The sequence below is a fragment of the Paraburkholderia nodosa DSM 21604 genome (assembly GCF_000519185.1).
GTDB classification, from domain to species: Bacteria; Pseudomonadota; Gammaproteobacteria; order Burkholderiales; family Burkholderiaceae; genus Paraburkholderia; species Paraburkholderia nodosa.
The window spans coordinates 146174-170670 of the sequence record NZ_JAFA01000006.1 but is presented as its reverse complement, the minus strand read 5'-3'; the positions used below and the strand labels follow the sequence as shown (position 1 = coordinate 170670).

Below are 24497 nucleotides of genomic sequence, written 5' to 3'. Positions count from 1 at the left end.
CTTCTGGCACGGAACAGAAACACCGCGCCTCAAATCTGCCGGCGCATTTCCGCCGCCGGCAGCTTCATCATCTGCCGATACTTCGTGACCGTGCGGCGCGCCACCTGCACGCCCTGCTTTTCGAGTTCCTGCGTGAGGATGACATCGGAAAGCGGGTCGCGCGGATCTTCGGCGTCGATCATTTCCTTGATGAGCGCACGCACCGCAGCCGCCGAGCACGTGCCGCCCGTGCGCGTCTCCAGCTCGCGCGGGAAGAAGCGCTTGAACTCGAAGATGCCGCGCGGCGTGGCCATGTACTTGTTGCCCGTGGCGCGCGAGACGGTCGACTCGTGCAGGCCCAGTTCGTCGGCGACGTCGCGCAGCAGCATGGGCCGCAGGGCGATTTCGCCGTACTGGAAAAACGCCTTCTGACGCGCGACGATGCACTCGCCCACGCGCAGGATCGTCTCGCAGCGCTTGTGCGCGTTGCGGATCAGCCAGCGCGCTTCCTGCAGCTGCTGGGCGAGCGGCGAGCGGCTCGTCTGATCCGAGCGCGCGAACATCTCCGCATAGAGTTTATGAATGCGCGCCCGCGGCTCGATAGCCGGGTTCACGCTCACCACCCATTTGCCGCGCACCTGCCGCACGATCACGTCCGGAATGACATAGCCGCCGTCCGCACGGCCATAGTGGTTGCCCGGCTTCGGATCGAGGCGGCGCACGAGCGCACTCGCGGCCTGCAGCGAGGCGGCGTCGCAGCCGAGCTGGCGCTGCAGCTCCCCGTGCTCGCGGCGCGCGAGGCGTTCGAGATGATGCGAGACGATCTGCATGGCCAGTTCGCGATGCGGGGTGTCGTCAGGCATCGCATTGAGCTGAAGCGCGAGGCATTCGGAGAGCGAACGCGCACCGATGCCAGGGCGATCGAGCGTCTGCACCACGCGCAGCGCCACACGCAGACGGTCCTCGTCGAGCGTGTCGCCCGCACCGTCTACGTCGGCGAGATCGGCGAGGTCCTGGCGCAGGTAGCCGTCGTCGTCGAGCGCCTCGATCACGATCTGCGTCGCAATCCGGTCAAGGTCGTCGAGCGGCGCGAGACGCAGCGCGTCATGCAACTGCTCGCGCAGCGTGAGCGGCACGCGCACCCAGTCGGAGGCCTCGGAATCGCCGTCCTCGCCGCCGCGATAGCTCGATGTGCGCAACGCGCCAGGCGTTGGCATCTCGGCGGTGTAGCCCGAACCTTCGTCGCTATAGCTGGCCTCGGCGTACGAGGTCTCGGCGTAGGGGGACGTTTCCTGCGCCATGCCGGCATCGAGGCCAGACTCGCCCGCGCCTTCCGTCGCCATGGCGGCGGCTTCGGCGGCGGGCGCCGCCGCGGAGCCGATGCCCGCCGCGCCGTCGGCCGCTTCGGCGGCCTCGCCGGTCTCCGAGGCCGGCGCAACATATTCGAGGAACGGATTGGTGTCGAGCGCCTCGCGCAGCTCCTGCTGGAATTCGAGCGACGACAGTTGCAGCAGCCTCACCGCCTGCTGAAGACGCGGCGTGAGCGCCAGATGCTGGCGCGCGTGTAACGCGATGGAAGGCATGGCAATCCCGTTTTGTTGAATTGAGTGGTAGCCCCCTCATGCAACAGCCATGCCAGTTTTTACAACGTCCTGTTTTGAAACGGGATCGGCGCTTGCAACATAGGCTATGCGAGTCTCTTTTCCGACCCCGCCGTGGAGATTTTTACAAAGGTGCGGAAAAATTGTTGCGCGGGCCGGTTGGGAAAACCGTGGCTGCGCGAAGCGGCCGCGATCCCGCATAGTGGGCGGTTACCGCCGCTTCCAGCAGGCTTTCAACGGCGCGCGAAGCGAGCACGGACGCGGCGAGGCACACACCTTGCGGAAGGAAGCGGCGACCACAACCAGAAAGGGAGTAGCCATGAAGCGCATGCTGATCCTCAAGACCGCGGCTGGTGCCGCCTGCATGACATTCGCACTGATGGCCGGTGCGCAGACCACGACGAACAGCTCCGCGCCCGCGGGCAGTTCGGAATCCATGGGCCAGCACGTTGACGACGCAACCATCACGACCAAGGTCAAGGCCGAACTGCTCGGCGCGAAGAACGTGAAGTCCGGGCACATCCACGTGAAGACGCGCAATGGCGTGGTCTCGCTCACCGGCTCCGTGCCGAGCGCCGAGGACCGCGACAACGCGAAGCAGGTCGTGGAAGGCGTTTCGGGCGTGAGCTCGGTGAAGAACCATCTGAAGGTCTCGGCGGCGAGCTGATCGATCCGCCGGGCCACCGGATCGAGCCAGTTTCGAGCCGGACCGCGCCGGCGGCTTCCACCGCCGGCGCTTCTCCTGCCAGCCTCATCCCTGCCTCATTCCTCTTCCTGCCGCGCCTGCCTGAGCTGCGCGCGCCGCTGCTCGCCCTGACGCGCGAGCATCCAGCCCGGATACTCCGCGGGCAACCCGCTCGCCTCGCCCAGTACGCCTAGCTCTTCGATACTGAGCTTCACTTTCGTCGCCGCGATGTTGTCGTCGAGCTGATCCACGCGTTTCGCGCCGATGATCACCGATGTCACCGCCTTCTGATGCAACAGCCACGCGAGCGCGATCTGCGCGACCGACACGCCTTTGGCCTGCGCGATCGGCCGCATCGCGTCCACGCAGTCCCATGCGCGCTCGCGGTTCACGGGCGGAAAATCGAAAGTCGTGCGGCGGCTGCCCGCCTCGCCTTGCTGGTCGCGCCCGTACTTGCCGCTCAGGAGCCCGCCCGCGAGCGGACTCCAGACCATCAGTCCGAGCCCCTCGCTTTCCAGCATCGGCACGAGTTCGCGTTCGAGATCGCGCCCTGCGATCGTGTAGTAGGCCTGCAGCGACTCGAAGCGTGCGAGCCCTTCGCGCTGCGCAATGCCGAGCGCCTTCACGATCTGCCAGGCCGCCCAGTTCGAAACGCCGGCGTAGCGCACGTGGCCCTGCTGCACGAGCGTATCGAGCGCGCGCACCGTTTCCTCGATCGGGGTGACGGGGTCGAAGGCGTGCATCTGATAGAGGTCGATGTGGTCGAGCTGCAGGCGCTTCAAGCTCGCCTTCACGCCGTCCATGATGTGATAGCGCGTGGCGCCGCGCTCGTTCGGCGACGAGCCCATTTCGCCGAACACCTTGGTCGCGATCACCACCTGCTCGCGCGGGATCTTGAGGTTCTTGAGCGCCTGCCCGGTGATCTGCTCGGAAACGCCTTGCGAGTAGACGTCGGCGGTATCGATGAAATTGACGCCTGCGTCCAGCGCGCGGCCAACGAGCCGTTCGGCGTCGGACTGCTGGAGATCGCCGATCTGGTTCCAGATGCCGGCGCCGCCGCCGAAGGTCATCGTGCCGAGGCAGAGTTCCGAAACGAACAGGCCGGTGCGGCCCAGAGGGTTGTAACGCATGGTGTGACTCCGTCGTGGTTCGAGGGAAAGTCCAACGCGGCGAGGATACTGCGTTCGCGCCGGGCCTGCCGAACGGCCGCCACGGCTTGAAACGCGGCAAGGCGGCCGTACATCGATGCTTACGCACTGCAACACCCGCAGCCCGCCCGCCCCGCGCCAGGCAGACGCGCACGAAAGCTGCGAGACTGGCAGGCGTGCAATGCCGCCTTCTCCGCTGCTTTTTCCGCCGCACACCGCCCGCATGACTACGCCTTCGCCCGTATCCGATCCGCACGCCCCGGAAGCCGCCGCCAATCAGGACGGCGAGCAAAGCGACGTGCTCGCGCGCTTCCATCCGGCCGTGGCCAGCTGGTTCCGGCGCAGCTTCGACGCACCCACTGCCGCGCAACGCGCCGCATGGCCGCTCATCGCGAGCCGGCGCGCGACCCTGGTGGCCGCCCCGACCGGCTCGGGCAAGACGCTCACCGCGTTTCTCGCCGCGCTCGACGAACTGGTGCGCGAAGGCCTCGCGAGGGGCGGCGCGTTGCCCGACACGACGCTCGTCGTCTACGTGTCGCCGCTCAAGGCGCTCTCCAACGACATCCGGCTCAATCTCGAACGGCCGCTCGAAGGCATCGGCGAGGAACTCGCGCGGCTTGGCTTGCCGCCGGTCGAAATCCGTACCGCGGTGCGCACCGGCGACACGCCGCAGCCCGAGCGCGCCGCGCTGCGAAAACGCGCACCGCACATTCTCGTCACGACGCCCGAATCGCTCTACGTGCTGCTCGGCTCCGAATCGGGCCGCCGCATGCTGGCGAGCGCACGCAGCGTGATCGTCGACGAGATTCACGCGCTCGCGGGCAACAAGCGCGGCGGCCATCTCGCGCTGAGCCTCGAGCGGCTCGACGCATTGTGCGGCTCGCGCCTGCTGCGCATCGGGCTGTCGGCCACGCAAAAACCGATCGAACGCGTCGCGCGCTTTCTGGTGGGCATGGGCGACGCCGTGCAGGATCCGAACGCCAGGCCGCCCGCGTGCGAGATCGTCGATGTGGGCCATGCGCGCACGCGCGACCTTGCGATAGAAATGCCGCCCGTGCCGCTCGAAGCCGTGATGGCGAACGACGTGTGGGAGCGCGTGTACGACCGCATGGCCGAACTCGTCGCCATGCACCGCACGACGCTCGTGTTCGTCAACACGCGCCGCATGGCCGAGCGCGTGGCGCGCCACCTCACCGACCGTCTGGGCACCGAAGCCGTGGCCGCGCACCATGGCAGCCTCGCGCGCGAGCATCGTTTTCTCGCCGAGCAGCGGCTCAAGAGCGGCGATCTGCGCGTGCTCGTGGCGACGGCGTCGCTCGAACTGGGCATCGATATCGGCGACGTCGATCTCGTGTGCCAGATCGGCTCGCCGCGCTCGATTGCGGCCTTCCTGCAGCGCGTCGGGCGCTCGGGCCACCAGGTCGGCGGCGTGCCAAAGGGACGGCTCTTCCCCACGTCGCGGGACGACCTGATCGAATGTGCGGCGCTGCTCGATAGCGTGCGGCGCGGCGAACTCGATCGCCTCGCACTGCCGCAAGCGCCGCTCGATGTGCTCGCACAGCAGATCGTTGCGGAAGTGGCCTGCGAGGCCTGGGAAGAAGACGCGCTCTACGCGCTCGTGCGGCGCGCCACGCCATGGGCGGCGCTCGAGCGCGCGCAGTTCGATGCTGTGCTGCGCATGCTCGCCGAGGGCTACACGAGCCGCCACGGGCCGCGCGCCGCCTACCTTCATCGCGACGTGGTGAGCCATACGCTGCGCGCGCGGCGCGGCGCGCGGCTCGTCGCGCTCACGTCGGGCGGCACGATTCCCGACAACGCCGACTACTCGGTGCTGCTCGAACCGCAGGGCGTGCAGATCGGCACCGTCAACGAGGACTTCGCTGTCGAAAGCCTCGCGGGCGATGTGTTCCAGCTCGGCAACGCCTCGTACCGGATCCTGCGCATCGAGGCGGGACGCGTGCGCGTGGAAGACGCCCAGGGGCAGCCGCCCAATATTCCGTTCTGGCTGGGCGAGGCGCCGGGCCGCAGCGACGAGCTTTCGTTCGCGATTTCGCGGCTGCGCAAGCAGGTGGAAGCCGCGCTGATCGACGCGAGCGCGAATGCTGGCGCAACGGATGACGCCACATCGCCCGCCGTGGTCGATCGGGCCACGGCGGCGCTCGCCGCTTCGCTCGAGATCGACGATGCCGCCGCGCGCCAGATCGTCGAATATCTCGCGCGCGCCCGCGCCGCGCTCACGGTGCTGCCCACCCAGGACACGCTCGTCATGGAGCGTTTTTTCGACGAGGCGGGCGGCACGCAGCTCGTGATCCACACGCCGTTCGGCAGCCGCCTGAACCGTGCGTGGGGTCTCGCGCTGCGCAAGCGTTTTTGCCGCCAGTTCAACTTCGAGTTGCAGGCCGCCGCGACCGAGGACGCCATCATCCTCTCGCTCACCGGTGCGCACAGCTTCGCGCTGGACGAGGTGTGGCGCTATCTCCATTCGAATTCCGCAGAGCATCTGCTCGTGCAGGCGCTGCTCGACGCACCGCTGTTCGGCGTGCGCTGGCGCTGGAATGCGACCACGTCGCTCGCGCTGCCGCGTCAGACCAGCGGACGCAAAACGCCGCCGCAGATCCAGCGCATGCGCAGCGAAGACCTGCTCGCAGCCGTGTTTCCCGACCAGGTGGCGTGCGTCGAAAACATCGCGGGCGAGCGAGAAGTGCCGCGCCATCCGCTCGTCGATCAGACGCTCGACGACTGCCTGCACGATGCTATGGATACCGAAGCATGGATTGCGCTGCTGCGGCGCATCGAGGCGGGCGACCTGAAGCTCGTGGTGCGCGAGTTGCCCGCGCCCTCGCCGCTCGCGGCCGAAATCCTCACCGCGCGCCCGTATGCGTTCCTCGACGATGCCCCGATCGAAGAACGCCGCACCCAGGCCGTGCTGTCGCGGCGCTGGAGCGACCCCGAATCCACCGACGATCTCGGCGCGCTGGACCCCGAAGCGATTGCGAGCGTGCGCGAAGAAGCCTGGCCGCAAGTGCGCGACGCCGACGAAATGCACGACGCGCTCACGAGCCTCGGCGCACTGGCCGAAAGCGAGGCGCAGCAGGCGCCGCAGTGGCTCGCATGGCTCGCCGGTCTGGCGGCGGCGGGCCGCGCAACGCGGCTGCCGGTCGCCGACCACGACGCGCTGTGGGTGGGCATCGAGCGGCTTGCGTGCGTCCAGGCCATCTACCCCCAGGCGCGATGCGAGCCGCCGCTCACGCCGCCGGCTGAATACGCGGAGACGTGGACCGAGGACGCGGCGCTCGTCGAGATCGTGCGCGCGCGCCTGTCGGGCTTCGGACCGCTCACGGTCGCGCAGGTGGCGCGGCCGCTCGCGCTGGAGGCGAGCGTGGCGGCGCTCGCGCTCACGCGCCTCGAAACCGAAGGCACCGTGATGCGCGGACGCTTTACGCCGCAAGCGATGAACGGCGGCCAGGAGGAATGGTGCGAACGCCATCTGCTCGCGCGCATCCACCGCTACACGGTGCGCAAGCTGCGGCGCGAAATCGAGCCGGTCGAGCGTCACGACTTCATGCGCTTCCTGTTCGAATGGCAACGCGTGGCGCCCGGCACGGGCGGCTCGGGCCGCGACGCGCTGGCCGCCGTGCTCGACCAGCTCGAAGGCTGGGAAGCCTCGGCGCTCGCGTGGGAGGACGACATCCTGCCGGCGCGCATCGACGATTACACGCCCATGCTGCTCGACGAGCTGTGCCGCTCGGGGCGCCTCGCCTGGGCACGGCTGCCCGCGCGCGCGGCGGCCGCTTCGACGGTACGCAGCACGCCGGTCGTGCTGCTCGCGCGCCGCGAACTGGCGCGCTGGATGGCGCTCGTCGAAACGACCGCCACGGCCTGCCTTTCAGCGCGCGCGCAGCGCGTCTACGAGGCGCTGCTGCGGCACGGCGCGATGTTCTTCGACGAAGTGGCCGCCGACGCGCACTTGCTCGGCGTCGAGCTGGAGAATGCGCTTGGCGAACTGGTCGCGGCGGGCCTCGTCAACGCAGACAGCTTTGCCGGGCTGCGTGCGCTCGTGAAGCCAGCGGCGCAGCGTAGCGCGCATCACGGCAGACGCCGCCCGCGCGGCTTCGGGCCGCTCGCGGGCGGCATGGCCGACGCGGGACGCTGGGCGACGCTGCGACGCGTTGAGCTGGCCAATGCGTTGGCCGATGCGTCGATCACTCCGCTTGCGGATCTGGACTCTGAAGCGGCGCTCGTCGCGACGGAATCGGCTGTATCAAATTCAGGCGCGGCAGCGGGCTCGCGCTCGCAGGCGCTTGCGCGTGCCAGGCAAACGACCGCCAGCGCCGCACGCCGCCCACCCGCCGACCCGAATCTGCTGGAGCACGTCGCCAACGTGCTGCTGCGCCGTTACGGCGTGGTCAGTTGGCATCTGCTCGGACGCGAGGCCGCGTGGCTGCCGCCCTCGCGCGATCTGCTGCGCGTGCTGCATCGCATGGAGGCGCGCGGTGAGGTGCGAGGCGGACGTTTCGTCACCGGGATTTCGGGCGAACAGTTCGCGCTGCCCGAAGCGGTGGCGCTGCTGCGCGACGTGCGGCGGCGCGCTGCGGCACAAGGCGAAGGCGGCGCGCTCGTTTGCGTGAGCGCCGCCGATCCGCTCAATCTCGTCGGCACGCTGCTGCCCGGCGAGAAAGTGCCCGCGCTCGCCGGCAACCGCATCGTGTTCCGCGACGGCGTGCCGGCCGCCACCCTGATTGCCGGCCGCTTCGGTTTTCTCGGCGAGTTCAACGAGAGCACGCGCGCCGAACTCCGCGCGCGGCTCGCCAAACCCTGGTGAGGCGCGCTGGGCGCGCGCGGGCGGGACTGGCTGTTAGTTGCGTTCTGCTGCGTGCGCGGAAGGCCTCGTCACGCTACGCGTGCCGTCGAAATGCCGGCGCACGCGCAGACCGTTCGCCACGACGAGCAGGCTCGCGCCCACGTCGGCGAACACGGCCATCCAGAGCGTGGCCTCGCCCGCCATCGCGAGTACGAGAAACACGGCCTTGATGCCGAGCGCAAGCGCGATGTTCTGCTTGAGCACACCCGCGGTCTTGCGCGAGAGGCCGATGAACGCGGCGACCTTGCGAGGATCGTCGTCCATGATCGCAACGTCGGCGGTTTCGAGCGCGGTCGCGGTGCCCGCCGCGCCCATCGCGAAGCCGATGTCGGCGCGCGCGAGCGCGGGCGCGTCGTTCACGCCGTCGCCGACCATTGCCGCCATGCCGTACTGCTTCGAGAGCGCGGCGATCGCGTCCTGCTTGTCCTGCGGCAACAGATTGCCGCGCGCGTCGTCGATGCCGAGTTGATCGGCGATCGCACGCGCGGTCGACGCGTTGTCGCCGGTCAGCATGACGGGCGTCACGCCGAGCGCGCGCAAGGCCCGCACGGCCGGTGCGCTTTCCGTACGCAGCGCGTCGGCCACGGCGAACACGGCGACGGCCTCCTGCGGCGCGCACAGCACGATCGCGGTCTTGCCGGCCCGTTCCAGCGCTGCCAGTTGCGCTTCGAGTTCGGACGAGCACAAACCGAGCTCCTCCACGAGACGATGATTGCCGAGGCTCCAGAGCGTGCCGTCGATACTGCCTTGCACGCCGCGACCGTTCAGCACCGCGAACTGATCGACCGCGAGCAGGCGCGCATCCGGCTGACGCGCCCGCCAGCCTTCAACCACCGCACGGGCGACGGGGTGCGTGCTTGCATCGTCCAGGCTCGCGGCGATGCGCAGTGCTTCTTGCGTCGAAAGCGGCGCTTCGCTGGACTCCCCTACGGTGGCGAGCGCCCGAACCGGCGCCGCGAGCGCATCGGTCAGGACAGGCTCGCCGCGCGTGAGCGTGCCGGTCTTGTCGAGCGCGACGGCCTTGAGCAGCCGGCCGCGTTCGAGCCACACGCCGCCCTTCACGAGCATGCCGTGGCGCGCGGCGGCGGCGAGGCCGCTCACGACCGTCACCGGCGTCGAGACGACCAGCGCGCACGGGCAGGCGATCACGAGCAGCACGAGCGCCTTGTAGAGCCACGCACTCCACGCGCCACCCAACACGAGCGGCCCGGCTAGCGCCAACACCACAGCGAGCACGACCACGGCCGGCGTGTAGTAGCGCGCGAACTGGTCGACGAAGCGCTGCGTGGGCGCGCGTTGCGCCTGCGCCTCCTGCACCGCCGCGGCGATGCGCGCGAGCGTGCTGTCCTTCGCGGCCGCGGTGACAAGCGCCTCGACCACGCCATCGACTACGATGCTGCCCGCGTAAAGCGCCGCGCCGGTCTCCTTGTCGACAGGCAGGCTTTCGCCCGTGATCGGCGCCTGATCGAGTGCGGCCCGGCCGGCGATCACGCGCGCGTCGAGCGGCACGCGCTGGCCGGTACGCACGCGAATCCGGCTGCCGACGGCCACTTCGCCCACCGCGCACTCGCGCCATTCGCCTTGCCCGGGTGCGCCGTCGCCGCCTTGCCAGACTTCGGCGGTTTCAGGCGCGAGCGCGGTGAGCGCGCGGATGGCCTGACGGGCGCGTTCGAGCGAAAGCGCCTCGATTTCCTCCGCGAGCGCGAACAGGAAGACCACCATTGCCGCTTCGGGCCACTTGCCGATCGCAACGGCGCCGATCAACGCAAGCGACATCAGGAAATAGATGTTGATCGTGAAATTGCGCAGTGCGATCCAGCCCTTGCGCAGCGTGGGCAAACCCGCGCACGCAATCGAGATGACTGCGCAGGCGAGCACCAGCAGGCTGGTTTCCCGGCCGGTGCTCCAGGCGAGCACCTCGGCGCCCGCGGCTGCCACGCCGCTCACCGCCAGCAGCAGTTTCTGGCCCAGCGCGAGACCGACAGACGCAGGCGGGACGGCTTGCGCGGACGCGCTGTCGTCTAGCGCACGCGGCGCCATGTCGAGTGCGCGCAGCGCGGCGACGACAGGCTGCGTATCGTCGAGCCGGTGATGCACGGTCAACTCGCGCGCGAGCAGGTCGAAGTCGAGGCGCACGACGCCCGGCATGGGCTCGAGCCGGTTGCGGATCAGGCGCTCCTCAGTCGGGCAATCCATGTTTTCGATGCGCCAGCGCGCGCGGAGCGTGCCTTCGGGCGCCGGGGCCGAGTTGCGCTGACTTTGCGGCGGCGTGCTGTGCGCCGCGCCGCCGTGACAGCAACTGTGAGCGTGCTCGTGGCTTTTCGACCCGGCTTGTCCATGGTCGTGATCGTGATCATGCTCGTGACCGTGGTCATGCTCGTGACCGTGGTCATGCTCGTGACCGAGGGCAGGATCATGGTCGTGTCCTTGTTCCAGGCCACGATCGTGCTCATGCTCGTGACCGCCGCACGCGCCACCCACGCCGCCAGACCCGTGAGCGCCGCCCATCTTCCGTTCCTCATCACGCGCGCGCAGGCGCTGCGCAATGCCGAGCCGCGACACGTAGCTCTGGTTCATAGCCGGTTTCTCCCAAAAGTGACACAATCATTGAACAGCCTGTAGCCACTACAGGGTCAAGTCATTTAGGAGAGCCGCGACTATGCGAATCGGTGAACTGGCGCGCTGCGCGCACTGCGATGTCGAAACGGTGCGCTTTTACGAGCGCGAAGGCCTGCTGGACGAGCCCGCGCGCGAAACCAACGGTTACCGCAGCTACACGGCCGTGCACGCCGCGCAGCTCAACTTCATCCGCCATTGCCGGTCGCTGGGTATCGGGCTCACCGACATCCGCATGCTGCGCCGCTTCCAGGCCGACCCGAGCCAGCCCTGCGACGAAGTGAACGATCTGATCGACAGCCAGATCGAGCGCATTCATCAGCAGATCGAAGCGATGCGCGTACTCGAGCAGCAATTACGCACGCTGCGCGAGAGCTGCCATGCCCATCAGAGCAGCAGCGCGGAGTGCGGGATCATGAAGAGCCTTGAACAGCCCATCGACGACGAAAGCTGCTCATGCCATGGCGACGGGCACGCCGCACAGGACGCGCCGCCCGCAGACGGCGCGCCCGTCCCTCACCGCCACTAGCCACTCAAGGACAACTCAAGGCGCGGCGGCGATCACTTCGGCCACCGTGGCCGTGAGCTTCTTCGCATAGGGAACATGCAGGAACTCGTTCGGGCCGTGCGCGTTGGACTTCGGGCCGAGCACGCCGCACACCATGAACTGCGACTTGGGAAACCCTGCCTGCAGCACGTTCATGAGCGGGATTGTGCCGCCCTGGCCGAGATAAGCGCAGTCCGCGCCGAAATGCGTGCGCGAGGCGGCGTTGAGCGCTTCGGTGAGCCACGGCGCGAGTTCCGGCGCGCTCCACCCGTTGGCCGCGCCGGCGTCCGGCTTGAAGGTGACCTTCGCGTTATACGGCGGATCGAGTTCGAGCAGCGCCTTCAGTTCGGCTACGGCCTTCGAACCCTCGACTAGCGGCGGCAAGCGCAACGAGAGCTTGAACGCCGTGCGCGGCCGCAGCACGTTACCGGCGTCGGCGAGTGCGGGCAGGCCCGCCGCGCCCGTGACCGAAAGCGAGGGCCGCCATGTGGAATCGAGCAGCGCCTGCTGCGGATCCGTGGTGGTGGGCAGCACGCGCCGGCCGTCCTGGCCACATGCCCAAGGCATGCTCTTCCAGACGTTTTCGCCAAGGATCTTCGCCGTGGCCTCGGCTTCGCTCAGGCGCTGCGAGGGAATCGCGCAATGGAAACCCTTGGGCAGCAGCGTGCCGCTCGCGGCGTCTTCGAGACGCTCGAAGAGCTGCCGCATCACGCGGAAGCTGGACGGCGCAATGCCTCCATAAGAGCCCGAGTGAATGCCCTCCTCGAGCACTTCGACTTCGAGGTCGCCCGCCACGAGCCCGCGCAGCGACGTGGTCAGCCACAGCTGGTCGTAATTGCCCGCACCCGAGTCGAGGCAAACGACGAGACCGACGTTGCCGAGCCGCTCGCGCAGCGCATCGACATAAGGCAGCAGGTCGTAGCTGCCCGACTCCTCGCAGGTTTCGATGAGACCCACGCAGCGCGGACGCTCGATGCCTTGCGCGTCGAGCGCGGCGAGCGCCGTGACGCTCGCGTAGATCGCGTAGCCGTCGTCAGCGCCGCCGCGACCGTAGAGGCGGCCGTCTTCGAGCTTCGGCGTCCAGGGGCCGAGGTCGTTGCGCCAGCCCGCGAATTCCGGCTGCTTGTCGAGGTGGCCGTAGAGCACGACCGTCTCACTGCTACCCGAGCGCGTGGCGGGCACCTCGAAGAAAATCACCGGCGTGCGATTGGGCAGGCGCACGATCTCCAGCTTCAGGCCACGCACCGGCTGCTGCTCCGCCCACTTCGCGGCGTCCTGCACGACGCGCTCGAGATAGCCGTGCTGCGCCCACTGCGGGTCGAATGCCGGACTCTTGGCGGGCACCGCGATGTAGTCGGTCAACGCAGGCACGATCTCGTCATGCCATTTACGTTCGACGAAGGCGCGCAATTCGTCATGGTCGAGTTGGCGGGTGGCCTCGGACGGGTCGGAGATCATGGTGTGGGTTCCCAGCGATGAAAAACCCGATGATAGACCCGAACCCCCGCCCGCCGACACCCCTCACGCCCGTTGCTGGCCGTTCGGCCAGGGCGTGGCGTGCGCTCTGGGCCAATCCGCGCGACAATGATGGATCGGGCATATCCGCCCTTTTTTCTGGAGAATGGAAATATGGTGAGCCGTTCCGTCTTCGAGATCGTCGTTCTCGCAGCGGTGGTCGCGCTCTACTTTCTCCCAGCGCTGATCGCCGACAGGCGCCAGCGTCACGACCTGCTGGTCATCGCGCTCTTCAATGCCGTGCTCGGCTGGACGCTGCTCGGCTGGCTGCTGGCGTTCTTCTGGGCGCTGCAACCGAATCCGCCGAAGGATCTCGGCGGCCAGACCCGGGTCCGCAACCGCCGGCTGGGTATGCTGCTCTTCTCGCGACGGCTCGACGATCGGGTCCAGGCGCGCGAAACCCGCGCCGCGGAGAGCAAGCGCTCCCCGCATTGAGGCCGTCGCAGCTTATCCGTTTGGCCAACGTTGCAGGCCATGGCGCGCACGCGCGGCCCTCGCATGAAATAATCGCCGGGAATCAAGCTGCGTTGGCCGCGCCGTTTTGATCGCGCAGTATGAGGCGCATGCGTACAGGTCTGCGCCCACCGCCCAGGTCACCCTCACACCTAAACAGCAACCCTTCAACACGGAGCCTCGTCATGCCACACGCCGCCCCGCTGCTCGCCTTTGCCGCCGTTGCACTCGGCATGGCGCTCACGCCCGGACCCAACATGATCTATCTGATCTCGCGCTCGATCTGCCAGGGCCGCAAGGCGGGTCTGATTTCCCTGGGCGGGGTCGCGCTCGGCTTCGTGTTCTACATGCTGTGCGCCGCCTTCGGCATTACCGCGTTGCTCATGGCCGTACCGTTCGCCTACGACGCGCTGCGCCTGGGCGGCGCGCTCTACCTGTTCTGGCTCGCATGGCAAGCGCTGAAGCCCGGCGGCCGCTCGCCGTTCCAGGTGCGCGAGTTGCCCGCCGACCGCCCGCGCAAGCTCTTTCTGATGGGGTTCGTCACGAACCTGCTGAATCCGAAAATCGCCATTCTGTATTTGTCGCTGCTGCCGCAGTTCATCGACCCGCATCACGGCAGCGTGCTCGCGCAGTCCGTCGTGCTCGGCAGCGTGCAGATCGCGCTTTCGATCAGCGTGAATGCCGCCGTTGCGATGACGGCGGGCACGATCGCCACGTTTCTCGGCGACCGGCCGGGCTGGCTCAAGCTTCAGCGCTGGCTCATGGGTACGGTACTGGCCGGACTCGCCGTGCGTATCGCCGCCGAAGGCCAGCGATAAAGCAGACGGCCGGGCGCATCTGGCCCGGCCGCTAGTTCGTTCGATCTTCGTCCTTGTCTGGCACGCCTGCGACGCGTGTGCGCGTGCGCAGGTCTGTCCGGCTCTACTTCAGAACCCGCGGATGGCCCTTCCGCCAGCCGGGCTACGCATCTTGACGAATGCCGCGGGAATCGAGCGCGGTTCGATCTGCACCATGTCCTGAGCGAACATGTCCTGGCGCAGTTCGCCGTGCTCGTCGAACCACTGGCAGATCAGCCAGTGACCGCTGGCAAAGCCAACCGGGCCGGCATACATGACGGTCATGCGCGGACCGCCCGATTTCAGGGTGACAACGTCGCCAATTCCGGCCATGGCAGCGAGCGGCTTTTCGGCTACGTCGATGGTCGTATCAAGCATGATGTTCCCCGTTAAAAAAGTCGCACAGAGAAAAAAACCGGGCGGGTTAGCACCCCCGGCTCCCTACCGCCCTTTCGATAATGAGAATGGGGCGGTCATTAATAAGTTTGGCAAGACTAACAACTCGAATTAATGCGTGCAAGTGGTTTCCATTAAACCTGCTGAAAACCCTGTTATTCGACGCACGGCGAAAGCACCGTTTAATCCCGTCCCGCACAATTTACGCGGAAAGCCGTACATGGCTGGCAAAAGCTACCGGGCAAGGTTTCTCCACGAAACAGTCATATTATTTCGAATCCGCGACCAGAAAATACCGCAATGCAGCGTCAATAAACATGGCACACGGCGACTGCATTAACGATTTGATCCGGAAACCGTAAGCCCAGCCAGAGCGAGTGGAAACGTTTTCCGCACCAATAAACCGTCCGTTCGATTAATTCGCTCGCGCCGTACGTGAACTTTTCGTCTGCGGGCAAATCCTCATGTTTTACCGGATGGCCTCAAAATTTATGCAGTTGAAATACGGCTGTCACTTAATTGGAATTGCAGTGCGGTGCAAAAAAAACCCCATCCGGCAAGACCGGATGGGGCGGCGCGTGTGCAGGGCGCGGTCAGGCCGCGCTTATTCGGCAAACGGCAAGGTCGTCTGGCCTTCGGCACGCATGCCGAAGACGTTGAGCGTCATTGCGACGAGCGCGTAGTAGCCAAGCAACCCGACCAGGTTGATCGTGGTTTCGTGGCCAAAGCGCTCGACGGCACGCGCGTAGGTCGCATCGGAAACACGCTTCGTGTCGTACAGTTCGGCCGTGAATGCGTAGATCAGCGCGTCGTCAGGCTCGTCAAACTGGGGCGTGGCGCCCGTGCGGATCTGCTCGGCCAGCGCCTCGGGCACGCCCGCCTTCAGCGCGATGGGATAGTGGATGTACCACTCGGCCTGCGCCTGCCAGCGCGCGGCCGTGACGAGGATCGCCAGTTCGGAGAGGCGCAGCGACAGGCCCGTCTGGTAGCGGCAAAACGCGCCAAGGCGCTGCGCATGCTGCGCCAGTTCCGGGCTGTGGATCCAGCCGAGGAACGGGCCGTTGAGGTTGCCGCGCGGACCGGAAAGGATCTCGTCCAGCACCGCCTTCTGTTCCGGCGAAGCCTGGGCGGCGTCGAATGCGGGAAGCCGCGAGGTCGGGTTTTGCGTCATCGATGGACTCCGTTGGAGGTCATGGCCGGTCGCGTGCGACCGCTTGCGGTCGCCGCGATTTCGGCCGCCGCTAGCGGCGGACAGTTAGTTGCACTTCAATCCGTACGGCGAAGCTTACGCCGGGCGCGCCACGCCCGTTGCGTCGAGCGCCCCGTCGACCGCGGCGGCAAGCCGCTCGACGATCGTGTCGATGTTCTGCTCCGTGCAAATGAAAGGCGGCGCGAGCAACACATGATCGCCGTTGCGCCCGTCCACAGTGCCGCCCATCGGATAGACCATCAGGCCGCGCGCGAACGCCTCGCGCTTGATCGCCGCGTGCAGCTTGAGCGCCGGGTCGAAGGTCGCCTTCGTGGCGCAGTCCTTCACCAGTTCGACGCCCACGAACAGGCCGCGGCCGCGCACGTCGCCCACGTACGGATGGTCCGCATACCGCTCGCGCAGACGCGCGCGCAGTTGTTCGCCGCGGGCGAGCACGTTGTCGAGCAGCTTCTCTTCGGCGATCACGCGCTGCACTTCGAGCGCCGCCGCGCAGGCCGTGGCGTGGCCGATATAAGTGTGGCCGTGCTGGAAGTAGCCGCTGCCGCCCACGATCGTCTCGTAGATGCGCTGGCTCACGAGCGTCGCGCCGATCGGCTGGTAGCCCGCGCCGAGGCCCTTCGCGATCGTCAGCAGGTCCGGCGCAACGCCGTCCTCCTCGCAGGCGAACAGATACCCGGTACGGCCCATGCCCGACATGATCTCGTCGAGGATCAGCAGCACGCCGTAGCGGTCGCACACCGCGCGGATCTTGCGGAAGTACTCGCGCACGGGCGGCACGGCGCCGGCCGTTGCGCCCACCACGGTCTCGGCGACGAAAGCCGCGACCGTCTGCGGGCCGAGTTCGAGAATCTTCTGCTCGAGTTCGTCGGCAAGGCGCTGCGCGTAGGCCTCGTCGGTTTCGCCCTCGTGGCGCTCGCGGTACGCGTAGCACGGGCTCACATGATGCGATTCGATCAGGATCGGCAGGAACGGCTCGCGGCGCCACGCGTTGCCGCCGATCGCGAGCGCGCCGAGCGTGTTGCCGTGATAGCTCTGGCGGCGCGCGATGAAGTGGCGGCGCGCAAGTTCGCCCTTCTCCACGAAGTACTGGCGCGTGAGCTTGAGCGCGGCTTCGATCGCCTCCGAACCGCCCGACACGAAGTACACATGGTCGAGCCCCTTGGGCGCAGCGGCGATGAGGTGATCGGCCAGTTGCTCCGAGGCCTCGGTCGTGAAGAACGAGGTATGCGCGTACGGCAGTTGTTGCGCCTGACGCTTGATCGCGTCGATCACGCGCTGGTTGCTGTGGCCGATGCATGAGACAGCGGCGCCGCCGCTTGCGTCGATATAGCGCTTGCCGGTGGAATCGATGATTTCGATGCCTTCGCCTGCCACCGCGACGGGCAAGGTTTGCTTCGGCATCCGGTGAAACACCTTGGTCATATGTGTCCTCGATGAAGTCCGTGAATGATTAGCGGGTCGCGCCGTTTGCATGGCGCGCGTTCGAATCGATAAAGCGGCCGAGCACGCGCTCGCCGCCCTGCCAGACGTCGAACGCCACGCCGCGCGGCTCGACGCGCATGCAGGCGGTGGCGAGTGTGTTCTCGTCGTCGGGGTCGTGCGGGTCGTCGCGGAAGATCGGCAGGCCGGCGCCCGCGCGATCCTGCAGCACCTGCACGAAGGCCGCGCCGTCGAGCTGCGCGCCAAGCGCGGGCAACAGTTCGGCGAGACGGGTCTGGCGATCGCGCGACGAATCGGTGACGATCTGCGCCTCACGCTCGCAGCCCGTGTGGATGAGGTGATTCGCGTGGCCCGAGGGCGCGCTCACTTCGCGCGCCGAAGCGCGCTGCGCGGTCGCTTCGACGCTAACCACACGCACCTCGCCCGCCTCGTCGGTCCCGCCGATCGTGTGGTGGAAGCCGCTCGCGCGCGGCGTGTCGCGCAGCAGCGCGAGGGCTTCTCCCAGCGTCGCGCAATCGAGCACGGCGCGCGCCAGAATCATGCGCGGCACACCCACGCGCGGCTCGCGGATGCGCACGTTGTTGATCGCTTGCGCAACTCCCGCGCGCGTGGCCGCGAAGGTATGCCCCGGCAGCGAGCCCGGATAGTAGAAGCTCACGAAACCGGGCCTTCCTTCGGGTTCGACCTCGACCACGCTGCAGCGGCCATGCAGCCAGGGGTCGCCGTCTTCGTTGTGCGCAATGAGGCCTGCGCCAGCCGTACGCACCGCGAGCGTCGTACAGCCGTCCGGCGCGTTGTGGATCAGTTCGCCGCGGCAATTCCAGAGGAACAGGTCGTCCGCGGACCAGTCGAGTGCCTGCGCCATGGCGTCGATTTCCGCGACATAGGCCGGGAAGTGCTGCACGGCTGCGGCGCGCAACTGCTGCGCGAACGCACTGCCGCGCCAGCGGCTCACCGCCTGCCAAGCGCTGCTTTGCGCCATGTAGTCGGCAAAGATCGGCTTCACGTGTGTGCCTAGCTGCCTGCCGATCGCCTCGGGCGAGCCGGCTACACGGATAGTCTTGAGTTCCTGCATCTGTTTTCTCGCTTCGCTACCGGTATGGGTCTACCTCTTCCTATAGTGCGCTTTATACGCCTCAACAACATCTGTTGTCAATTGCAATATCGATTACAACAAATGAGATAGGTACGGATGATGCAAAACCCGATGCCGCCTCACAACGGCATCCGGCTGCGGAAAAACAAGCGGGAAATGGCGCGGAAAGGCCGGGGCGGCGCTCAGGGCATGTAAGCGCCGCGTGCGTTCAGGGACCGCTCGGCCTGTTCGAGCTGCGCGATCGCGCCCGAGCCTTCGAGCGCCAGCAGATGGGCGACGAGCGACTCGGCCAAGGCCGTCGCGGCGACGAGCGAAGGGAAAAACGACGGGCTTTCGTGCGTGAAGATCAGCGCCTTGTCGGCGTTCAGTGCGATGGGCGAGACGGCGCTGTCGGTAATGGCGATCAGGTGGCTGCCTTTGGCGAGCGCGGCCTCGGCCACGCGCACCGCCTCGACCGAATACGGTGCGAAGCTGACAACAATCGTTGCGCTGTCGCGCTCGATGCCGAGCAACTGCATCTCCAGCGTCCCCGCCTCGCCGCCCAGCAAGGAAACCGAAGGCCGGAACAGCCGGTAACCGTAGACGAGCCCGAACGCCACCGCATAGCACGAGCGAAAGCCCGCCACGTGCACATGCTTCGCGCGGCGCAAAACGCGCGCCGCCTCGACCATCGAACGTGTGTTGTGCGCGGCGCTCGCCTCCAGATTGTGCTGTTGCGCCACGAGCAGGTCGCGCGCAAGGCCGTCCTTCGCATTGCCGGCCACGAGTGAGCGAGCGCGCGAGGAAAGCGGCTCCGGCCGTGTGCGCACACGCGCGACGAACAGGTCCCGCAGCTCGTTCCAGCCCGGAAAGCCCAGTTGCTGGGAAAGCCGCACGAGCGAAGCGGGCTGCACGCGGGCGCGCTCCGCCACTTTGCGCATGGACGAGACGGCCACTTCGTCGGGATGGTCGAGCAGGAAGGCAGCGCCGGTCTGGAACTGCGGGCTCAAGTCGGAGAAACGCGCGCGGATCAGCGCGGCGAGGTGGTCGAAACTGTCTGGCATGCGTCGCTCGGGCAGTGGGTGACAACAAATGTTACCACCGGTGTTGCCGGATGTTGCAAGTCGGGACAGATTGTTGGTGATTGGCAAACGAAACCTGTTCTGTGGCAAAAACGAGATTTACGTAGCGTGCCAACTGTCCAGATGCTCGCCGATTGATTTCAGCCTGGCCCGGTCCACTTTGCCTAACGAATTGCGCGACAACTTGTCGACGACGATGAGCCGCTCCGGCATCTTGTAGCTCGCAACCCGGGTGGACAGGTCGAGCAATACTTCCTCGACCTGCGTCGCGGCTTCGGTCAGTTCAACAAAACCGATTACGCGCTGACCGAGGACGGCATCCGGCACACCGACTATCGCTGCCTCGCGCACGCCGCGATGGACAAGCAGCGCGTCCTCGACTTCGACTGGCGAGATATTCGACCCGCCACGGACGATCAGGTTTTTCTTTCTGGCGACGTACCAGAAATCGCCGGCTTCGTCCTGCCTCAGCACATCGCCCGTGGCCCACCAGCCATCCTTGCGTGTGTCGTCGATGTGTCCGGGCCCATGCCAGTAGCCGACGAACATGTTCGGACCGCGCAGCAACAGCTCGCCCGCTTCGCCGCGTTTGACGGTGTTGCCTTCTGGGTCGACGAGGCGGACCCGGTTCATGTCGACCGCACGGCACACGGGCCCGATATCGAATCCGTAGGTGAACGTGCCCACGCTTTCGCTCATCGCAAGCACGTTGCGCATCCTGACGCCGAACACCCGCAAGAACTCTTCCTGCAGATTTCGCGGCGTCGTGTCGCCTGCGACGAGGCAGGTGCCCAGTGACGTGACGTTGCGTGGCTGCGCAATCTGCACGGCGATCGCCGCCGCATACATGAACGGCAACCATATCAGCAGCGTGCAACGGTGCCGCTCTATCAGGTCAAGCGCGGCCGCCGGATCGAATCGGTCCAACAGGACGCAGATGCCATTTATGGCTAGCGTCGCCAGCACAGTAACGAGCCCCGCCCCATGCATCATGGGCGTGGCAATCAGCGCGACGTCGTACGGCCTCGACGCAACGGCCTGGCATGCTTGCGTGATCGCGCACACTGTGCGCTGGGTGTGGGTGACGAACTTCGGTTCCCCTGTAGTGCCGGACGTTGACAACAGAAGCGCAGGTTCATCGACGTGCGCCGGCGCACGTCGCACCTCGTCTTCCTGGTGCTCAATCAACTCGCTCCATGCCTTTGCGCCCGTGCCCTGGGACAAGCCGTCGACAAGAAAGCGCCTGCCGGCATCGAGAATCGAACCATCCACGCCGGCAATTGCGCCGTACAGATCACTCTGGCCCAGATACAACGAAACCTGCAGCCGTCGCAATTGCGGCTCGAGTTCCGCGCGTGTGAGCCGGTTATTCAGCGGCACCGCAATTACGCCTGTCAACATGCACGCGTAATACGCGATGACGGTTTCCGGTTTGTTCGTCAAGTGCAGTGCGATGCGATCGCCTGGTTTCAGACCCTGCGCGCGCGGGCCTTGTGAAAGCCTTCTGACGTGCCGTGCCAGACGACCGTAGGTCCATATGTCATCGCCGGCGATCAGCGCAACCGCATCAGGGCGGGCTTCCGCGGACTCGAACAGGCGCTCGTGCAACGTAATGAGTCGCTGCGTCTGCACGGGATGGGGGCGTGTTTCGGGACAAGACATGGCGGTTGCTCCAAAGGGGCGTTTGGCCCTCGATGACAGGGCTATCCTGACAACACTCGACGCTCGCTATCTATTCCGGCGCTTGCGCTGCGGCCGCGTCGCGAACGAGATCATCTGCGGGGGTCGGACAGTTTGATAATCTTGAGGATTACTGAGCAGTTCGGTGAACGCGCTCACTGTGCGACTGGCTGCTCAACCCTGGACAAGGGGCTTGTCATCTGACTGCTCCTGTAAGGGCGTCATCATAGGCATCACGCGGCCCGTGAAAAAGCTGGGAGCGGAATGGCATGGAGGACGCCTCTCGAGTCGAAGCGGGTTTTGATCCGGGACAGCCTCAACGCATTGGGGCCGTAGGCGTGGGCTATCCGGTCCGATGCGCGGTCGGGCAGGAGGTTGGCGTATCCCCCCGGCAACGAGGTGGGCGCGAGTTCCGCGTCCAGGGACGCCGCCCAGATCCGATGCAGCTCCGCGTCGGCCAGCGGAGGCTCCCACGCTGCATAGATCAGCGCAGTGAAGTGCGGATCTCTCATGCCAAACACGGTCGCGTCGGCCGCAACCTGTGTAGCGGCCCCATGGCAATGGTGGACGATGATCGAGGCCAAGGGCGACGTGCGTGCCTCGAACGCGGCAAGGAGGACGTCGATCGTCGCGCCCGTGAGGGCGCTGAACCACCGCGTCGCGACCTCGTAGCCGAGACCTTCGGCGAGCTTTCCGTCGGTCAGGGAGAGAAGGCCGCTCGCAACCGTCGGTTCGGCCCTGACGACAATGGGATGACCGGCTGCCGCCACTTCGCCGATGATTGACTCGCCGGCGGCCTGCTCTCCTGTCCAGACAAGCGAGATCACGATCGCAGGCTTACCGCCTGGTCCGGTTGCCAGGACGGCGGCGCCGAACAGCTCGTCCGGCGCCCGGAGCATCAACCCGGCAAAGTGCGCAAGGGCAGCACGCCCGTCAGTCCAGGGGAACACGATGGTACCGACCAGCGCGTCATCCAGCGTGTGGAGACGCAGGCTCATCGACGTGACGACCCCGAAGTTCCCACCGCCGCCGCGCAGCGCCCAGAACAGATCAGGCTCGCGTTCTCCGTCGCAGGTCACGATGCTTCCATCGAGCAGCACGACCTCGGCCGACAGGAGGTTATCGCACGCCAATCCGAAGCGAGTCATGAGCGGTCCATAGCCGCCGCCGAGCGTGAGGCCGGCCATGCTCACCGCGCCGTCGTTGCCGATCACCGCGGCAAGACCTCGCTCGCCCGCAGCGCGATTGAGCTGGGCGCTCGTCACGCCCGCGCCGATCGTCGCTTCGCTGCGCCCGGTGTCGATCTCAATGGTCCGCAAGTCGCAAAGGTCTAGCAGCAGACTGCCGTCGCGCATAGACCGGCCGGTCCAGTCCTGCCCGCCGTTGTAGACGGCGAGCGGAGCGTCAAAGCCGCTCGCGGCGCGCATCACACTTGAGACCTGAGCAACGGTGCTGCATCGGACCAGCATTTTCGGACGGGGATCCAATGCGCCGTTTCAATGCGCAATTTTCCCGCCAGCTGCGGGCATCATCAGCACCTGGCAGCCGGCCTCGATGAGCCTGCCCTTCAACGCCGCCCAGTCAGTGTGATCGATGTTTGCGACTACGTTTTCGCCGTCCATTCCACTCACTCCATCCGTACGAGACCGCGTTGTATTCGGGATCAACGCAGGCCGCCGCTGGCAACAATGTGTTCGCCCGTCAAGCGTCGTGCGTCGTCCGATGCAAGAAAGACTGCAATCGACGCGATGTCATCCGGTTGGCCCAGACCGCCGAGCGGCGTCTGGCTAACGACCAACTGTTCAACCTCAGGCGTGACCCACCCTGCTGTGCGCAAACCCTCGGTCATCACCACGCCTGGATTGATGGCGTTCACGCGAATCTTGCGTGGACCAAGTTCGCGCGCAAGCACGCCCGTGATTGCATCGACGGCACTTTTCGTACCGGTATAAACGGCCGTCATCGGCGGCGTGATGCGGCTCACGTACGAACCGATGTTGATGGAGATGGCAGTCGTGCCCCTCAGGCGTTTGTGCCGCCGTCGACGGTGAGGCTTGCGCCAGTGATGTAGCCGGCCTCGGGGCCGGCTACGAACGCCACCATCGCGGCAACGTCGTCGACGTGGCCGAACCGCTTCAGCGCCGTGATCGCGATCTGTGGCGGCGCCCAGTCGCCGGCCGCGGGGTTGTTATCGGTGTCGATCGGCCCCGGCTGGATGTTGTTGACCGTGATGCCGCGGGAGGCGACCTCGCGAGACAGGCTCTGGGTGAACATCTTCACAGCGCCCTTGGTCGCGGCGTAGGTCGTCAGGACCGGCATCATGTTCCGCTCGCCGACGCAGGAGCCGACCGTGATGATGCGGCCGCCCGCCTTAAGGTGCTTGAGCGCGGCCTGGGTGGCGACGAACACGCCACGTAGATTGGTGCCGATCACGCGGTCCATCTCCTCCAGCGTGGTCTCCTCGAATGGCTTGGGGATGAGTATGCCGGCGTTGTTCACCAGGATGTCGAGCCGGCCGAACGTGGAGACGGTCTGTTCGACCGCGGTCGTGACGGCCTTCGCGTCGGCCGCGTCCGCCTGGATCGCGATCGCCTCGCCTCCGGCGCTTTCGATCTCCTTCACCACTCGGGCGGCGGCGTCCGCTCCGCTGATGTAGGTGATCGCCACCCTGGCGCCGTCGGCGGCCAGCCGCCTGGCGATCGCGGCGCCGATGCCGCGCGAACCGCCGGTGACGAGGGGAGTCTTGTTGGTCAGTTTTGCCATGGGACACTCTCCTAAAAATATAGCTTCCGTGACTCTATGCACGTGTGCGTCCATGCCCTGAGACCTCGTACATAACCGGTCTCTAACGGAGAACAGTCGGATTGGACAATCTATTCCGGATTTGCCGCGATCAGGACGAGGGTTACTGTCCCTGACTATCTGGCACCGTATTATGTTGAAGCTAGTCGAGTTTTTTCTGGCATTCCATAGATGCTCAGCGTTTCACGCTACGACGCGTCAAAATAAGATAAATCATTTGGATTCCTGATCATATCGGGTCGACTCAAGGTAAAAATCAAACCGGTTATTAACGCCTGACACTGCCCTGCAGGATCGGATTTCGTCAGCTGGCGTAGATCCAAACGCAAGCTGGAAACTTCCGTCTGCTGATGAATGACGGATGTAGAGTATTGGCTGCCTGCGGGGATGATAATCAGCAGGTCTTTCATAAGGCTCATTCACGAAGAGAATCGATCGCTGGATAGAAGTGACCGAACTACACGTTGAGCTCGAAGATTGGCTTACGTGGCTGGGTCGGAGCTTCGACCGTCGAGCGGCGAATGAACGGCTGTGGATGTTTGCGTTCGCGACATGACTCACGGCAATCAGG

General features: G+C 66.3%; 20 protein-coding genes and 1 pseudogene. 6 read left to right on the top strand and 15 right to left on the bottom strand.

Going from position 1 to position 24497, the window contains the following annotated elements; all coding sequences use genetic code 11:
• Window positions 1-29 precede the first annotated feature (29 nt).
• Window positions 30-1562: an RNA polymerase factor sigma-54 gene (locus A3CW_RS0110800; protein WP_028203577.1), complete on the bottom strand. Its 1533-nt coding sequence runs from the start codon at window positions 1560-1562 to the stop codon at window positions 30-32.
• Between the two features lie 337 nt (window positions 1563-1899).
• Between A3CW_RS0110800 and A3CW_RS0110795 the strand changes: the two genes are divergently transcribed.
• Window positions 1900-2247 (top strand): BON domain-containing protein, encoded by a 348-nt coding sequence (locus tag A3CW_RS0110795; RefSeq protein ID WP_028203576.1) that lies wholly within the window; start codon window positions 1900-1902, stop codon window positions 2245-2247.
• A 95-nt stretch (window positions 2248-2342) separates the two neighbouring features.
• Here the strand turns inward: A3CW_RS0110795 and A3CW_RS0110790 are convergent, their stop codons facing one another.
• A complete protein-coding gene (locus A3CW_RS0110790; protein ID WP_028203575.1) occupies window positions 2343-3395 on the bottom strand; it encodes an aldo/keto reductase in 1053 nt (350 codons plus the stop codon).
• Window positions 3396-3636: 241 nt separating this feature from the next.
• Here A3CW_RS0110790 and A3CW_RS0110785 point away from each other — a divergent pair, with 241 nt between their 5' ends.
• Window positions 3637-8235, top strand: a complete 4599-nt coding sequence (locus A3CW_RS0110785; protein ID WP_028203574.1) for a DEAD/DEAH box helicase — start codon at window positions 3637-3639, stop codon at window positions 8233-8235.
• A gap of 33 nt (window positions 8236-8268) precedes the next feature.
• Here the strand turns inward: A3CW_RS0110785 and A3CW_RS45910 are convergent, their stop codons facing one another.
• On the bottom strand, window positions 8269-10470 hold the full coding sequence (locus tag A3CW_RS45910) for a heavy metal translocating P-type ATPase (protein ID WP_245623598.1): 2202 nt from the start codon (window positions 10468-10470) through the stop codon (window positions 8269-8271).
• 117 nt (window positions 10471-10587) lie between these two features.
• On the opposite strand from A3CW_RS45910, the gene A3CW_RS53815 reads away from it, so the two are divergent.
• Together A3CW_RS53815 and A3CW_RS0110775 are read left to right on the top strand one after the other, a co-directional pair.
• Window positions 10588-10896 (top strand): hypothetical protein, encoded by a 309-nt coding sequence (locus tag A3CW_RS53815; RefSeq protein WP_245623597.1) that lies wholly within the window; start codon window positions 10588-10590, stop codon window positions 10894-10896.
• Window positions 10897-10933: 37 nt separating this feature from the next.
• Window positions 10934-11419, top strand: a complete 486-nt coding sequence (locus tag A3CW_RS0110775) for a Cd(II)/Pb(II)-responsive transcriptional regulator (protein ID WP_028203573.1) — start codon at window positions 10934-10936, stop codon at window positions 11417-11419.
• Window positions 11420-11434: 15 nt separating this feature from the next.
• Here the strand turns inward: A3CW_RS0110775 and A3CW_RS0110770 are convergent, their stop codons facing one another.
• Window positions 11435-12895: a M20 family metallopeptidase gene (locus tag A3CW_RS0110770; RefSeq protein ID WP_028203572.1), complete on the bottom strand. Its 1461-nt coding sequence runs from the start codon at window positions 12893-12895 to the stop codon at window positions 11435-11437.
• 171 nt (window positions 12896-13066) lie between these two features.
• Between A3CW_RS0110770 and A3CW_RS0110765 the strand changes: the two genes are divergently transcribed.
• Both A3CW_RS0110765 and A3CW_RS0110760 read left to right on the top strand, forming a co-directional pair.
• Window positions 13067-13387 carry a superinfection immunity protein gene (locus A3CW_RS0110765; RefSeq protein WP_028203571.1) on the top strand — a complete coding sequence of 107 codons (321 nt, stop codon included), beginning with the start codon at window positions 13067-13069 and terminating at the stop codon, window positions 13385-13387.
• A 203-nt stretch (window positions 13388-13590) separates the two neighbouring features.
• Window positions 13591-14223: a LysE family translocator gene (locus A3CW_RS0110760; protein WP_028203570.1), complete on the top strand. Its 633-nt coding sequence runs from the start codon at window positions 13591-13593 to the stop codon at window positions 14221-14223.
• Window positions 14224-14331: 108 nt separating this feature from the next.
• Here the strand turns inward: A3CW_RS0110760 and A3CW_RS0110755 are convergent, their stop codons facing one another.
• The 11 genes and pseudogenes from A3CW_RS0110755 to A3CW_RS52290 form a co-directional block, all read right to left on the bottom strand.
• Entirely contained in the window at window positions 14332-14619 is a 288-nt protein-coding gene (locus A3CW_RS0110755; RefSeq protein WP_051481374.1) for a YodC family protein, read from the bottom strand.
• Window positions 14620-15241: 622 nt separating this feature from the next.
• On the bottom strand, window positions 15242-15808 hold the full coding sequence (locus tag A3CW_RS0110750; RefSeq protein WP_028203568.1) for a carboxymuconolactone decarboxylase family protein: 567 nt from the start codon (window positions 15806-15808) through the stop codon (window positions 15242-15244).
• A gap of 114 nt (window positions 15809-15922) precedes the next feature.
• On the bottom strand, window positions 15923-17269 hold the full coding sequence (locus A3CW_RS0110745) for an aspartate aminotransferase family protein (RefSeq protein WP_028203567.1): 1347 nt from the start codon (window positions 17267-17269) through the stop codon (window positions 15923-15925).
• A 28-nt stretch (window positions 17270-17297) separates the two neighbouring features.
• Window positions 17298-18362, bottom strand: coding sequence for a C45 family autoproteolytic acyltransferase/hydolase (locus A3CW_RS0110740; RefSeq protein ID WP_028203566.1), 1065 nt, complete (start codon window positions 18360-18362; stop codon window positions 17298-17300).
• A 203-nt stretch (window positions 18363-18565) separates the two neighbouring features.
• The gene (locus A3CW_RS0110735) at window positions 18566-19426 is read right to left on the bottom strand and encodes a MurR/RpiR family transcriptional regulator (RefSeq protein WP_028203565.1); all 861 of its coding nucleotides are present in this window, start codon (window positions 19424-19426) and stop codon (window positions 18566-18568) included.
• A 117-nt stretch (window positions 19427-19543) separates the two neighbouring features.
• Entirely contained in the window at window positions 19544-21106 is a 1563-nt protein-coding gene (locus tag A3CW_RS0110730; RefSeq protein ID WP_081771599.1) for a class I adenylate-forming enzyme family protein, read from the bottom strand.
• Window positions 21107-21357: 251 nt separating this feature from the next.
• A complete protein-coding gene (locus A3CW_RS45900) occupies window positions 21358-22611 on the bottom strand; it encodes an FAD-binding oxidoreductase (RefSeq protein ID WP_154677901.1) in 1254 nt (417 codons plus the stop codon).
• Window positions 22612-22620: 9 nt separating this feature from the next.
• Window positions 22621-22746, bottom strand: coding sequence for a hypothetical protein (locus tag A3CW_RS54275; RefSeq protein WP_281175095.1), 126 nt, complete (start codon window positions 22744-22746; stop codon window positions 22621-22623).
• Between the two features lie 41 nt (window positions 22747-22787).
• A pseudogene (locus A3CW_RS45895) lies at window positions 22788-23144 on the bottom strand (SDR family NAD(P)-dependent oxidoreductase); the annotation flags it as partial.
• A gap of 2 nt (window positions 23145-23146) precedes the next feature.
• Window positions 23147-23887 carry a 3-oxoacyl-ACP reductase family protein gene (locus tag A3CW_RS0110715; RefSeq protein WP_028203563.1) on the bottom strand — a complete coding sequence of 247 codons (741 nt, stop codon included), beginning with the start codon at window positions 23885-23887 and terminating at the stop codon, window positions 23147-23149.
• A gap of 227 nt (window positions 23888-24114) precedes the next feature.
• The gene (locus A3CW_RS52290) at window positions 24115-24336 is read right to left on the bottom strand and encodes a hypothetical protein (RefSeq protein WP_154677900.1); all 222 of its coding nucleotides are present in this window, start codon (window positions 24334-24336) and stop codon (window positions 24115-24117) included.
• Window positions 24337-24497: the final 161 nt, after the last annotated feature.

Bases quoted from the DNA above. Each gene is read 5' to 3' on its own strand.
- A3CW_RS0110800 (WP_028203577.1), bottom strand. From the start codon at position 1,562: ATGCCTTCCATCGCGTTACACGCGCGCCAGCATCTGGCGCTCACGCCG.
- A3CW_RS0110795 (WP_028203576.1), top strand. From the start codon at position 1,900: ATGAAGCGCATGCTGATCCTCAAGACCGCGGCTGGTGCCGCCTGCATG.
- A3CW_RS0110790 (WP_028203575.1), bottom strand. From the start codon at position 3,395: ATGCGTTACAACCCTCTGGGCCGCACCGGCCTGTTCGTTTCGGAACTC.
- A3CW_RS0110785 (WP_028203574.1), top strand. From the start codon at position 3,637: ATGACTACGCCTTCGCCCGTATCCGATCCGCACGCCCCGGAAGCCGCC.
- A3CW_RS45910 (WP_245623598.1), bottom strand. From the start codon at position 10,470: ATGGATTGCCCGACTGAGGAGCGCCTGATCCGCAACCGGCTCGAGCCC.
- A3CW_RS0110775 (WP_028203573.1), top strand. From the start codon at position 10,934: ATGCGAATCGGTGAACTGGCGCGCTGCGCGCACTGCGATGTCGAAACG.
- A3CW_RS0110770 (WP_028203572.1), bottom strand. From the start codon at position 12,895: ATGATCTCCGACCCGTCCGAGGCCACCCGCCAACTCGACCATGACGAA.
- A3CW_RS0110765 (WP_028203571.1), top strand. From the start codon at position 13,067: ATGGTGAGCCGTTCCGTCTTCGAGATCGTCGTTCTCGCAGCGGTGGTC.
- A3CW_RS0110760 (WP_028203570.1), top strand. From the start codon at position 13,591: ATGCCACACGCCGCCCCGCTGCTCGCCTTTGCCGCCGTTGCACTCGGC.
- A3CW_RS0110755 (WP_051481374.1), bottom strand. From the start codon at position 14,619: ATGCTTGATACGACCATCGACGTAGCCGAAAAGCCGCTCGCTGCCATG.
- A3CW_RS0110750 (WP_028203568.1), bottom strand. From the start codon at position 15,808: ATGACGCAAAACCCGACCTCGCGGCTTCCCGCATTCGACGCCGCCCAG.
- A3CW_RS0110745 (WP_028203567.1), bottom strand. From the start codon at position 17,269: ATGACCAAGGTGTTTCACCGGATGCCGAAGCAAACCTTGCCCGTCGCG.
- A3CW_RS0110740 (WP_028203566.1), bottom strand. From the start codon at position 18,362: ATGCAGGAACTCAAGACTATCCGTGTAGCCGGCTCGCCCGAGGCGATC.
- A3CW_RS0110735 (WP_028203565.1), bottom strand. From the start codon at position 19,426: ATGCCAGACAGTTTCGACCACCTCGCCGCGCTGATCCGCGCGCGTTTC.
- A3CW_RS0110730 (WP_081771599.1), bottom strand. From the start codon at position 21,106: ATGTCTTGTCCCGAAACACGCCCCCATCCCGTGCAGACGCAGCGACTC.
- A3CW_RS54275 (WP_281175095.1), bottom strand. From the start codon at position 22,746: ATGGACGGCGAAAACGTAGTCGCAAACATCGATCACACTGACTGGGCG.
- A3CW_RS0110715 (WP_028203563.1), bottom strand. From the start codon at position 23,887: ATGGCAAAACTGACCAACAAGACTCCCCTCGTCACCGGCGGTTCGCGC.
- A3CW_RS52290 (WP_154677900.1), bottom strand. From the start codon at position 24,336: ATGAAAGACCTGCTGATTATCATCCCCGCAGGCAGCCAATACTCTACA.